Genomic DNA, 11,033 nt, shown 5'->3' on the forward strand with positions numbered 1-11,033 from the left:
CCACAGGATGGAAGACCGCCCTGAGCTGGGAAGACTTAATCCACCGCCTGTGGAGGAAAGAAAGTTGTGACAGCGCGCCCGGACCGGGCGGCCGCCGCCACCGGCTTCCGCCCGCACGGGATCCTGTCGGAGGTAAGAGGCACAATGAACACGTGCCTCTTACCCTCCACGCGGACGACCGGCGGATCCTCCGGCTGGCCGTCCCCGCCTTCGGCGCGCTGGTCGCCGAGCCGCTGTTCCTGCTCACCGACACCGTCATCGTCGGCCGCCTGCCCGCGCCCGCGCTCGGCGCGCTGGGCGTCGCGGGCACCGTGCTGAGCGCCGTGGTGGGCCTGTGCGTCTTCCTGGCGTACGGCACGACGGCGTCGGTGGCCCGCCAGCTGGGCGCGGGAGACCTGCGGCGGGCGCTCCGGCAGGGGGTGGACGGCCTCTGGCTCGCCGCCGGGGTCGGGGTGGCGGTCATCGCGGTGGTGTGGCCGCTCGCGCCGTACCTCGTCCACCTGCTCGGCGCGGAGGGGGAGCTCGCCCGGCAGGCGGTGACCTACCTGCGGATCAGCCTGCTCGGCGTGCCGTCGATGCTGCTGGTGCTGGCCGGCACCGGCGTGCTGCGCGGCATGCAGGACACCGCGACGCCGCTGCTGGTCTCCGTCGGGTCCTTCGCGCTCAACGCGGTGCTCAACGGCGTGTTCGTCCTGGTCCTGGACTGGGGCCTGGCCGGGTCGGCCTGGGGCACCGTGACGGCTCAGACCGTGGCCGCCGCGGTCTACCTGGCCATGATGTTCGGCCGCCACCGGGCGCCGTTCCGGCCCGACCTCTCCGGGATCAGGGCGGCGGGGTCGGCCGGGGTCGCACTGGTCGTCCGCACGCTCTGCCTGCAGGCGGTGCTGGTCATCGCGACGGCGGTGGCCACCCGGATGGGGGACGAGCGGCTGGAGGCCCACACGATCGTCTTCCGGGTCTGGATCCTGCTGGCCTTCGCCCTGGACGCGATCGCCATCGCCGGTCAGGCCATCACCGGTCACACCCTGGGCGCCGGGGACGTGGCGGGGACCCGGGCCGCGACCCGGAGGATGGTGGCGTGGGGTGTCGGCTCCGGGGTCGTGCTGGGCTTGTCCGTGCTCGCGGCCGCGCCGCTCATGCCCGTGCTGTTCGACACCGGGCCGGCGGTGACCGGGGAACTGCTCCCCCTGCTCTGGGTGGTCGCGCTCCTGCAGCCGGTCGCCGGGGTCGTCTTCGTGCTGGACGGCGTGCTGATCGGGGCCGGCGACCAGGCCTATCTGGCCTGGGCGGGACTGTGGACGACGCTGGCCTATCTGCCCGCCGCGCTGCTGGTCGTCGTCTCCGGCGGGGGTCTGGTCGCGCTCTGGGCGGCGCTCGGGCTGTGGATGGCGGCCCGGCTGGTGACGCTGGGCCTGCGCGCACGCGGCGACGGCTGGCTGGTGACGGGAGCGGGGTCCGGCCCGGGCCGTGCGTGACCCCTCCCCTCCGGTACGGCTCGCGCGTGACCCCTCCCTTCGGGTACGGCCCGGCGCGAGCCGCACCCGACCGGCGCGGAGCCCGGAGCGGCCGGTACGGCCCGGCGCGATCCGCGCGCCCCTGGAGCACGCGGGTTGGCCGATGTGTGATCGGGAGGTGTCCACCACGTGATCGCCCGCCTCTTGTACCGGATGACCCCCTGCGGCACTGTGAACAAGTCCGGCAACAAGGACGTTGCTCCGAACTGATTGGTCGCCCCGTGCCCGAGGACCGCTCCCCGTCGATCACCCGCCGCCTCCCGCCGAGCGAAGCCGTGGACCGCTGGACCGGCGCACGCCACGGCCTGGCCAAGACCTACGGGCAGGCCGACCTCATCGTGCTCGGCATCGGTGTCATGATCGGTTCGGGCATCTTCAGCCTCGCCGGCCGCCAGGCGGCCACCATGGCCGGACCGGGCGTGGTCCTCTCCTTCATGATCGCCGGTATCACGAGCCTGCTCGTGGCCTTCTGCATCGCGGAGCTGTCGTCCGCCATGCCGGCCTCCGGCAGCGCCTACACCTTCACCTACGTCATCTTCGGCGAGGTCTGGGCCTGGATCGTCGGCTGGGCCCTGGTGATGGAACTGCTCCTGGCCGCGGCGGTGGTGGCCCGCGTCTGGTCGCTCTACGCCGCCCAGATGCTGGCCGACCTCGGCGTTCCCATCCCCGGGCCGCTCTCCGGGGTCATCGGCCAGGCCGAGGGATTCGACCTGTTCACCCTCTTCATCCTGGTGCTGCTGACCGGGGTGGTGGCGCTCGGCGCCCGGATCGGCCTGCGCGCCCTGTGGATCATCGTGATCGCCAAGCTGCTGGCCGTCGGAGCGGTGATCGTGGTCGGCGCGGCCCACTTCGACCAGCGCAACCTGGCCGCCATCCCGGTGCCGTCCGCGCCGGTCGAGACGGCCGCGGACACCCTGCACTCCCCGCTCCTCGGCATGGTCTTCGGCCAGACGACCGCGTTCGGCTGGTTCGGCATCTTCGCCGCCTCGGCCACCATCACCTTCGCCTACATCGGCTTCGACGTCGTGGCCACGGCCGCCGAGGAGGCCGAGGACGCCCCCCGGTCCATCCCCCGGGGCATCATCCGCAGCCTGGTGGCGACCACGGTGATCTACATCGCGGTCGCGGTGGTCATGGTCGGCATGACCTCCTATGACAGGATCGACCCGGGTGCCCCGCTCGCCAGCGCCTTCCGCCGTACGGGCAACGGCTTCATGGTCCACGTCATCAACATCGGCGCGGTGCTCGGCCTCACCACGGTCGTCCTGGTGCTGCTGGTGGGCCTGACCCGGGTGATCTTCTCCATGGCCCGCGACGGGCTGTTCCCCCGGCCGCTCGCCAAGATCAACCGCGCCTACCACAGCCCGACCAGGGCCACCCTGGTCATCGGCGGGGTGGCGATCCTGCTCGCCGAGTTCGTGCCGGTGCTCACGCTGGAGCCACTGGTCGTGATCGGCACCCTGTGCGTGTTCGTCGCGGCGGCGGCCGGCGTGATGCGGATGCGCCGGACGATGCCCGATCTGCCCCGGGGCTTCCGCACCCCGCTCTCGCCGTACGTGCCCGTCGCGTCGATCCTCGCGAGCCTCTGGCTGATGGTGAACCTCCAGGTCGTCACCTGGCTGTACTTCGCCGCCTGGATGGCCTTCGGCGTGCTGGTCTACCTGCTGTACGGCAGGCGCAACAGCGTGCTGGCCGGGGGCCGGCCGCCCGCCGACCCCGCCTTCGAGTCCCGCGGGCGGCACCGCCGCTGACCGCGCCGGGCCGGCTCCCGCGGGCGGCGCCTCCGCCGACCGCGCCGGGCCGGCTCCCGCGGGCGGCGCCTCCGCCGACCGCGCCGGGCCGGCTCCCGCGGCGCAGGAGCCCGGCCGGTCCGGTCCGCCGGGAGGAGCTCACAGGCGGCGGGAACTCACAGGCGGCGGGCGTCGAGCACCGTCCGCAGGAACTCCCGGGTCCGGGGTTCCCGGGGATCGGTGAAGATCTGCTCGGGGGTGCCGCGCTCCAGCAGCACCCCGTCGTCGAGGAAGCAGACGGTGTCCGCGATCTCCCGGCAGAAGCCCATCTCGTGGGTGGTCAGGATCATCGTCATCCCGCCCGCCTTGAGCTCTCTGATGATCTCCAGGACCTCCGCGACCAGCGCCGGGTCCAGCGCCGAGGTGACCTCGTCGAGCAGCATCAGGCGGGGCCGGGTGGCCAGCGCCCGGATGACGGCCACCCGCTGCTGCTGGCCGCCGGAGAGCCGGTCGGGATAGGCGCCCGCCTTGTCCGCCAGGCCGAACCTGGCCAGCAGGTCCCGGGCCTCCTCCTCGGCCCGGGCCCGGCTGACCCCGTGCACCCGGCGGGGGGCCAGCGTGATGTTGTCCAGCACGGTCATGTGCGGGAACAGGTTGAAGGCCTGGAACACGATGCCCACGCTCTTGCGCACCTCGTCGGCGTCGGTCCTGACGTCGGTGATGTCGGCGCCGTCGAGGCGGATCACGCCGTCGTCGACGGTCTCCAGCAGGTTCACGCAGCGCAGCAGCGTGGACTTGCCCGAGCCCGAGGCGCCGATCAGGCAGACCACCTCGTGCGCCTCGACGGACAGGTCGATCCCGCGCAGCACGCTGTGACCGTGGTAGTTCTTCCAGACGCCCTCGATGGTCAGCAGACTCATGCTCCGCGCCGCCTCTGCGAACGGGCCGCCAGGTGGTCGGTGAGGCGGGCCATGGGGATGGTGAGCGCGATGAACAGCAGCGCCGCCACCAGGGTGGGGGTGTAGTTGAACGTGCTCGCGGCGTAGATCTGCGCCTGGCGCAGCGCCTCGACCACACCGATCGTCGAGACCAGGGCGGTGTCCTTCTGCAGCGAGACGAAGTCGTTGAGCAGCGGCGGGACGACCCGGCGCCAGGCCTGCGGCAGCACCACGTGGCGCATCGTCTGGCCGTGACTCAACCCCAGGGACCGCGCGGCGGCCCGCTGGCTCGGATGGACCGAGTCGATGCCCGCCCGGAACACCTCGGCGACGTACGCGCCGTAGGAGAGGGTGAGGGCGACGACCCCGAGGGTGATCTCGTCCGTGGGCGCGCCCTGCAGCCCGAGCGCCGGGATGCCGAACCCGACCAGCAGGATCACCAGGATGGTCGGCACTCCGCGGAACACGTCGGTGTAGGCCACCGCCAGGGCGCGGAGCGGGAAGAAGGCCGGAGCCCGCAGGTTCCGCGCCAGGGCGACGAGCAGGCCGAGGACCAGGATGATCGGCTCGGCGATCAGGAAGATCTGGACGTTCGTCCAGAACCCGGCGAGCACGTCCGGCCACGCCCTGGCGAAGGCCTCGGCGTCGAAGAAGGTCTCCCGGACCCGCGGCCAGCCCGGCGAGCCGGTGACCACCGCCGCCAGCACGCCGAGGAAGGCGATCGTGGAGACCGTGGCGACCGTGCCCGACCGGACCGCCCGGTTCCGGCGGACCCTCTCCCGCTGGACCTGCCGCTCGCTCTTGACCCAGGTGCGCTCGCTCATGCGCCGAGCCGGACCGGGACGGGAACACCGCACCGGACCCGGGCGGTGAGGACGGTCCGGGCGGGCCCGCAGGCCCTTCGACGGGTCACTTCAGCTCCGGGGCGCCCGCGGCCGAGCCGAGCCAGGTGCTCTCGATCTTCTCCAGTTCGCCGGAGGACGAGAGCTCCCCGATGGCCTCGTCGACGCAGGAGACCAGCGCGCTGCCCTTCTCGAAGACCAGGCCGAACTGCTCGGGGGCGCCGCCGGCGGCGTCGAACTGGCCGACGATCGCGGAGTCCTCCACCTGAGCGGCGGTGACGTAGAACGCCGTCGGCAGGTCCACCACGATCGCGTCCACCTGCTTGTTCTTCAGCGCGTTCACCGCGTCGACCTGCTGGCTGTAGACCTTGGGGTCGGTGGCGGGCCGGATGACGTCCTTGACCGCCTGAAGGCTGGTGGTGCCGACCTGCACTCCGATCCGGGCCTCCTTCAGCGACGCCAGATCCTTCGCGGAGGCGAACTTCGAGCCCTCGACCGCGACGACGGCCTGCTTGACGGTGTAGTAGCCCTTGCTGAAGTCGACGACCTTGGCCCGGTCGGGGGTGATGGAGACCTGGTTGACGTCGAAGTCGAACTTCTTGGCGCCGGGCGCGAACGCGGCGTCGAACGGCACCGTCTCCCAGACGACCTCGCCGGGGGCGAAGCCGAGCTTTCCGGCGATCGCGTAGGCCACGGCACTCTCGAAGCCCTCGCCGTTCGACGGGTCGTCGTTCTTGAACCAGGGCTCGTAGGCGGGCTTGTCGGTGCCGACGGTCAGCTTGCCCGGCGTCTTCAGCGCGAGCGCGTCCTTGGCGCAGGCGTCCGCGGCCGGGGAGCCGGCGGGAGCGGAGGTGCTCGCCTGGCCCGCCGTGTCCGAGACCGGCGCGCAGGCCACCGCGGTCGCCGCGAGGGCACCGAGCGCGAGCAGCGTAGAGGGACGGACCATGACAAACCTCCGGGGAGAGCGATGACCTCCGAATTCTACGTACGGCCGCCGACCAGGGGAGAAACGGCCTCCCCCGCACCCGGCACACGAGAAGAGGGCCCCTCCCCGGAAGACCGGGGAGAGGCCCTCGTTCACGCCTGCGGTCAGGCCGCGACGACCTCGATGTCGAGGGCCGCGGAGACCTCCGGGTGCAGCTTGACGTTGACCCGGTGGGAGCCGAGGCTCTTGATCCCCGAGGGGATCTCGATGCGGCGGCGGTCCAGCTCGGGGCCGCCGGCGGCCTTGACGGCCTCGGCGATGTCGCCCGTGGTGACGGAGCCGAAGAGGCGGCCGGACTCGCCGGCCTTGGTCTTCAGGGTCACCTTCAGGGACTTGAGCCGGCCCGCGACCTCCTGGGCGGTGCCCAGGTCACGGATCTCGCGGGCGTCACGCGCCTTCTTGATCGAGGTGATCTGCTTCTCGCCGCCGCGCGTCCACAGGATCGCGAAGCCGCGGGGGAGCAGGTAGTTACGGCCGTAGCCGTTCTTGACCTCGACGATGTCGCCGGGGGCACCGAGGCCGGTGACCTCACTGGTGAGAATGAGCTTCATTGGTCCGGACCTCCTTAGCGCGCGGTGCTCATGTACGGCAGGAGCGCCATCTCACGAGCGTTCTTGATAGCGGTCGCCACGTCACGCTGGTGCTGGGTGCAGTTGCCCGTCACCCGGCGGGCACGGATCTTGCCGCGGTCGGAGATGAACTTCCGAAGCAGCGCCGTGTCCTTGTAGTCGACGTAGGAGATCTTGTCGTGGCAGAACAGGCAAACCTTCTTCTTCGGCTTGCGCAGTGCCGGCTTGGCCATCGTGGTGCTCCTTTCAGAGCCCCGCCGTCAGGCGGGAATGGTCGCTGCGGATACTGGGACTGGGTGGGCGCGATCGCGGCGGCAGGGAGGGCCGCCGCGGACCGTCCCCTTTAGAAAGGCGGTTCGTCGCTGAAGTCGCCGCCGCCGAAGCCGCCGCCACCCTGCTGGGGGCCGCCGCCGAAGCCGCCGCCGCCCTGCGGGCCGCCGCCCCCGTAGTTGTTTCCGCCGCCGTAACCGCCGCCCTGCTGGGGGGCGGGTGCGGCGGAGGCCCACGGGTCACCGGCCGGGCCGCCGCCGAAGCCGCCGCCACCGCCCTGACGGGCGGTCTTGTTGACCTTCGCGGTGGCGTTGCGCAGAGACGGGCCGACCTCGTCGACCTCGACCTCGTAGACCGTGCGCTTCTCGCCTTCCTTGGTCTCGTAGGTCCTCTGGCGCAGCCGCCCCTGGACGATGACCCGCATGCCGCGCTGGAGGCTCTCGGCGACGTTCTCCGCCGCCTGCCGCCAGATGTTGCAGGTCAGAAAGAGACCTTCGCCGTCTTTCCACTCGTTGGTCTGCTTGTCCAGGAACCTCGGAGTGGACGCGATGCGGAACCGGGCCACCGCTTGCCCCGCGGGGGTGAAGCGCAGCTCCGGGTCGTCGACGAGGTTGCCGACGATGGTGATCTGAGTGTCGCCTGCTGCCATGGCTAGCGTCTGCCCTTCCTGCGGCCTCGGCTGGTTATCGGCTCAGAGTACGGCTGCCGCCCGACAAAAAAGCCGGGGTCAGTGCACGTCCGGGCGGAGAACCTTGGTGCGGAGGATGCCCTCGTTGAGGTTCATCTGCCGGTCGAGCTCCTTGACCGTGGCGGGCTCCGCGGTCATGTCGATGACGGCGTAGATGCCCTCGGGCTTCTTGGCGATGTCGTAGGACAGCCGACGACGGCCCCACACGTCGACCTTCTCCACGGTGCCGCCGTCGTTGCGGACCACCGTGAGGAACTGGTCGAGGGAAGGGGCCACCGTGCGCTCATCGAGCGAAGGGTCGAGGATGACCATCATCTCGTAACGACGCATGCTGACTTCCAACCTCCTCTGGACTCTTGCGGTCACGACACCGTGCCGTGACAGGAGGACGCTGACGTCTTCGTCCCGGGCACCCATTTCGGCGTCCGGCACGGGGAGGGGCGGCTCACAGCACACGCCCCCATACAACGCAGCCGAGCCAGCCTACCAGCCTGTCAAGGGTTGGGCGGACGTTCCCCGGGAACCCCCGTACCAGGGGGAAAGGGGTGATTTATTCATGTCGCAAGCGACTCGTCCCACCCGCAGACGGGCACCGAGGTTCGCCAGGCTCCCGCTCGGCGGCGACGGCGAGCCCCATCCGCTGGAGAACGGCCTGAGCCTCGCCACGTTCGCGGTCGGACTGCTGGCCTTCGTGTGCGGGATCTTCACCGCCGCGCACGTGGCCGCGTCCTGGCTGGGCCTGATCGGCTTCTGGGGAGGCTTCTACTCGCAGTACGTCTCGGCCACGACGCCGGAGCGGGCGCTCAACATCGTCGGCATCGTGGCCTCGTTCGTGGGGGTGGCCCTGGGCATCTACCACGGCGGTTTCATCCCGTGACGCCGCGCGGGGGCCGCCGCGTCGTACGCGTACGGCGCGGCGGCCGGCACGGGACCGCCCCGCCGTACGCGGCCGGTGCGACGACCGGCACGGGGCCGGGCCGCGGCGCCGTACGGCGCCCGGGGCGACGCCCCCGGACGGTCCCGGCCGCGGCGCCGTGCGGCGGCCGGCCGGGCGGCTACCCGCCCAGGTGCAGGTCCACGCCGAGCAGGACGAGGAACCAGAGCAGGACCGCCAGCAGCGCCTCGGCGATGTCCCTCAGCAGTGCCGGGGTGATGTACTCGTGGACCCAGGCGACGTAGAGGCCGATCAGGATGTAGATGAGGCCGACGAGGCTGATGCCGCGGCGGTAGCGGTAGGGGGACATTCTCGACTCCTCGGGCCGGGCCGCCGGGGGGAGGGCGGCGGGGGAAGCACCCTCGCGGCTTCCCCCGGAGGGCCCGGCGAAACGGCCGGTTCCGCAGCCCTGGCCCGGCGGTGAGGAACGGCTAGGCTCGGCGCATGCCTCGCATCGGAGCCCACGTCGACTCGGACGACCCCCTCGCCTGCGCCAGGGCGCGCGGCGCCGAGGTCGCGCAGTTCTTCCTCGGCGACCCGCAGGGCTGGAAGGGCCCGGTCGTCGGTGAGCGGACCCGCGAGATCGCCGGTTCCGACGTGGACGTCTACGTCCACGCGCCCTACGTGATCAACGTGGCCACCGCCAACAACCGGGTCCGCATCCCCAGCCGCAAGCTGCTGGCCGCGCACCTGGCCGCCGCGGCCGAGCTGGGTGCCAAGGGCCTGGTCGTGCACGGCGGGCACGTGGGGGCGGGCGACGACCCGGCCAAGGGCTTCGAGAACTGGCGCAAGGTGTTCGAGCGCATGGAGGAGCGCCCCGTGCCGGTGCTCATCGAGAACACCGCGGGCGGCGGCAACGCGATGGCCCGGAAGCTGGAGCGGATCGCCCGGCTGTGGGACGCGCTGGACGGTTTCGACGTCGGCTTCTGCCTGGACACCTGCCACGCGCACGCGGCGGGCGAGGAACTGTCCGAGGTGGTCGACCGGATCATGGCGATCACCGGCCGGATCGACCTGGTCCACTGCAACGACTCGCGCGACGCCTTCGGCTCCGGCGCCGACCGGCACGCGAACCTCGGCGCGGGCACCATCGACCCCGGGCTCATCCTCGACGTGTGCCGGCGGGCGGACGCGCCGATCGTGCTGGAGACCCCGGCCGCCGGCCAGGCCGAGGACATCGCCTTCCTCAGGGAGAACCTCTGATCCGCATCCGCGGGGAGTTGTCCCCAGCCTGTGGATAACTTCCCTGGATTACTTTCCCCGGGAAAGGGGTAAGGGTGGTCACCCCACCCAGGCGCCCTCCATGAAGCTCATCGTGTGGAAGACCGCCAGCGGACCCAGCACCAGCGCGTAGCCGGCGATGACCCCCGTCCGCCGGCGCGAGCCGGTGGAGGCCCGGGCGACGAGCAGGAAGAGCGGCCACCACAGCAGCGCCGAACGCGGGATCGACAGATAGTAGGCGGAGCAGATCAGCGCCCCCACCTGCAGCCCCACGTAGACGAACTCGCTCCACCGGCGCAGCAGGAGCAGGACCGCCACGAGCGCGACCCCGACGGCCGCCCCGGCGAGCTCCATCCGGAACGCCCAGGCGAACTGCCCCTCGCCCATGGCCGAGTCCCACGTCGCCGACAGCGACTCCCAGGGCCAGACCATCGTCCGGCCCCATCCGGCCTCCTGGGCGGTCTTCCACGCCATCCAGTCGCCGGTGCGCCCGTACTGGTAGGCGGAGTAGGCGGCCAGTGGCAGGAACGGCACCGCCAGCCAGGGCGCCTCCCGCAGCGGCCGGCGCTGCACGGCGAACTCGACGATCAGGGCGAGCGCCAGGAACAGGCCGGTGATGCGCACGCAGGACGCCCCGGCGGCGAGCAGTACGGCCAGCGGCCAGCGGCCCCGCCGGGCGGCCAGCCAGGCGGGGATCGCGAAGGCCAGGAACAGCGACTCGCTGTAGCCCGCGAACAGGAACACCGACATCGGCCAGAGCAGCAGCGCCAGCACCGCCCGCCACCCCGCGCCGGGCGGCCCCTCGAACTCGGCGAGCCGGGCCAGCGCGACCACCGCGACGGCCCCGGCCACGAAGGAGATCAGCAGCCCGGCGAGCCACCAGTCGCCCGTGATCAGGCTCACCGCGCGCAGCGCCAGCGGCATGCCCGGGAAGAAGGCGGGCAGCCCCTCGTCCGGCTCGCGCGACGGGTCGCCGCCGTAACCGTGCTCGGCGACGACGGCGAGCAGGCCGGCGTCCCAGTGCTTCCAGCGCTCCGGGAACGGCGCAACGGTCCCTCCTTCTGCCAGCAGGGCCTGGGCGGACGCGGCGGCGAGGACGACGATCCCCAGGCGGGAGGCGACCCAGAGCGTCAGCGCCTCCGCTCCGACGGCCCGCGGGGTCCGTGCGGGCCGCCGGGCGGCCTCGTCCCCGGCGGCCCGCACGGCACCGCCGGTCCCGGCGGCCTGGTCCCCGGACCCGGCGGCCCCCTTCACGGCACCGCCGGTCCCGCCGGTCCGGGCGACCTCATCGGTCTCGTCGGTCTCGTCCACGGGTCTCCCCGGCCTCCTTCGCGGTGTCGGC

Annotated in this window: 13 protein-coding genes; 4 read left to right on the plus strand and 9 right to left on the minus strand. The window is 72.1% G+C overall.

Translation table 11 applies throughout. The features are described 5' to 3' along the window. Positions 1–152: 152 nt before the first annotated feature. The gene (locus HS048_RS03940) at positions 153–1,475 is read left to right on the plus strand and encodes an MATE family efflux transporter (protein WP_196466177.1); all 1,323 of its coding nucleotides are present in this window, start codon (positions 153–155) and stop codon (positions 1,473–1,475) included. 260 nt (positions 1,476–1,735) lie between these two features. Then, positions 1,736–3,265: an APC family permease gene (locus HS048_RS03945; RefSeq protein ID WP_068900359.1), complete on the plus strand. Its 1,530-nt coding sequence runs from the start codon at positions 1,736–1,738 to the stop codon at positions 3,263–3,265. A gap of 155 nt (positions 3,266–3,420) precedes the next feature. On the opposite strand, the gene HS048_RS03950 is transcribed toward HS048_RS03945, so the two are convergent. From HS048_RS03950 to rpsF, 7 genes are all read right to left on the minus strand, one after another. Continuing rightward, a complete protein-coding gene (locus HS048_RS03950; RefSeq protein ID WP_068900357.1) occupies positions 3,421–4,164 on the minus strand; it encodes an amino acid ABC transporter ATP-binding protein in 744 nt (247 codons plus the stop codon). Next, positions 4,161–5,006, minus strand: a complete 846-nt coding sequence (locus tag HS048_RS03955; RefSeq protein ID WP_068900355.1) for an amino acid ABC transporter permease — start codon at positions 5,004–5,006, stop codon at positions 4,161–4,163. Before HS048_RS03955 ends, HS048_RS03950 begins: the two co-directional genes overlap by 4 nt. Positions 5,007–5,091: 85 nt before the next feature. Continuing rightward, a complete protein-coding gene (locus HS048_RS03960; protein ID WP_068900353.1) occupies positions 5,092–5,970 on the minus strand; it encodes an ABC transporter substrate-binding protein in 879 nt (292 codons plus the stop codon). A gap of 143 nt (positions 5,971–6,113) precedes the next feature. Then, entirely contained in the window at positions 6,114–6,560 is a 447-nt protein-coding gene (gene rplI / locus HS048_RS03965; protein WP_191894459.1) for a 50S ribosomal protein L9, read from the minus strand. A gap of 14 nt (positions 6,561–6,574) precedes the next feature. Next, the gene (rpsR, locus tag HS048_RS03970) at positions 6,575–6,811 is read right to left on the minus strand and encodes a 30S ribosomal protein S18 (RefSeq protein WP_012895699.1); all 237 of its coding nucleotides are present in this window, start codon (positions 6,809–6,811) and stop codon (positions 6,575–6,577) included. Between the two features lie 110 nt (positions 6,812–6,921). Continuing rightward, positions 6,922–7,497: a single-stranded DNA-binding protein gene (locus HS048_RS03975; protein WP_068900350.1), complete on the minus strand. Its 576-nt coding sequence runs from the start codon at positions 7,495–7,497 to the stop codon at positions 6,922–6,924. Positions 7,498–7,575: 78 nt separating this feature from the next. Further along, a complete protein-coding gene (gene rpsF, locus HS048_RS03980; RefSeq protein ID WP_068900348.1) occupies positions 7,576–7,866 on the minus strand; it encodes a 30S ribosomal protein S6 in 291 nt (96 codons plus the stop codon). 226 nt (positions 7,867–8,092) lie between these two features. Between rpsF and HS048_RS03985 the strand changes: the two genes are divergently transcribed. Continuing rightward, the gene (locus tag HS048_RS03985; protein ID WP_068900346.1) at positions 8,093–8,413 is read left to right on the plus strand and encodes a hypothetical protein; all 321 of its coding nucleotides are present in this window, start codon (positions 8,093–8,095) and stop codon (positions 8,411–8,413) included. Between the two features lie 178 nt (positions 8,414–8,591). On the opposite strand, the gene HS048_RS03990 is transcribed toward HS048_RS03985, so the two are convergent. Next, entirely contained in the window at positions 8,592–8,780 is a 189-nt protein-coding gene (locus HS048_RS03990) for a hypothetical protein (RefSeq protein ID WP_068900344.1), read from the minus strand. Between the two features lie 134 nt (positions 8,781–8,914). Between HS048_RS03990 and HS048_RS03995 the strand changes: the two genes are divergently transcribed. Beyond that, the gene (locus HS048_RS03995; protein ID WP_068900342.1) at positions 8,915–9,673 is read left to right on the plus strand and encodes a deoxyribonuclease IV; all 759 of its coding nucleotides are present in this window, start codon (positions 8,915–8,917) and stop codon (positions 9,671–9,673) included. Positions 9,674–9,751: 78 nt separating this feature from the next. Here the strand turns inward: HS048_RS03995 and HS048_RS04000 are convergent, their stop codons facing one another. After that, on the minus strand, positions 9,752–11,002 hold the full coding sequence (locus tag HS048_RS04000) for a mannosyltransferase family protein (RefSeq protein ID WP_307832359.1): 1,251 nt from the start codon (positions 11,000–11,002) through the stop codon (positions 9,752–9,754). Positions 11,003–11,033: the final 31 nt, after the last annotated feature.

This window comes from Planomonospora sp. ID91781, from assembly GCF_015711595.1.
GTDB classification, from domain to species: Bacteria; Actinomycetota; Actinomycetes; order Streptosporangiales; family Streptosporangiaceae; genus Planomonospora; species Planomonospora parontospora.

Coding starts and splice junctions, on each gene's coding strand:
- HS048_RS03950 (WP_068900357.1), bottom strand. CDS start 4,164: ATGAGTCTGCTGACCATCGAGGGCGTCTGGAAGAACTACCACGGTCAC.
- HS048_RS03990 (WP_068900344.1), bottom strand. CDS start 8,780: ATGTCCCCCTACCGCTACCGCCGCGGCATCAGCCTCGTCGGCCTCATC.
- HS048_RS03995 (WP_068900342.1), top strand. CDS start 8,915: ATGCCTCGCATCGGAGCCCACGTCGACTCGGACGACCCCCTCGCCTGC.
- HS048_RS03960 (WP_068900353.1), bottom strand. CDS start 5,970: ATGGTCCGTCCCTCTACGCTGCTCGCGCTCGGTGCCCTCGCGGCGACC.
- rplI (WP_191894459.1), bottom strand. CDS start 6,560: ATGAAGCTCATTCTCACCAGTGAGGTCACCGGCCTCGGTGCCCCCGGC.
- rpsR (WP_012895699.1), bottom strand. CDS start 6,811: ATGGCCAAGCCGGCACTGCGCAAGCCGAAGAAGAAGGTTTGCCTGTTC.
- rpsF (WP_068900348.1), bottom strand. CDS start 7,866: ATGCGTCGTTACGAGATGATGGTCATCCTCGACCCTTCGCTCGATGAG.
- HS048_RS03985 (WP_068900346.1), top strand. CDS start 8,093: ATGTCGCAAGCGACTCGTCCCACCCGCAGACGGGCACCGAGGTTCGCC.
- HS048_RS03975 (WP_068900350.1), bottom strand. CDS start 7,497: ATGGCAGCAGGCGACACTCAGATCACCATCGTCGGCAACCTCGTCGAC.
- HS048_RS03955 (WP_068900355.1), bottom strand. CDS start 5,006: ATGAGCGAGCGCACCTGGGTCAAGAGCGAGCGGCAGGTCCAGCGGGAG.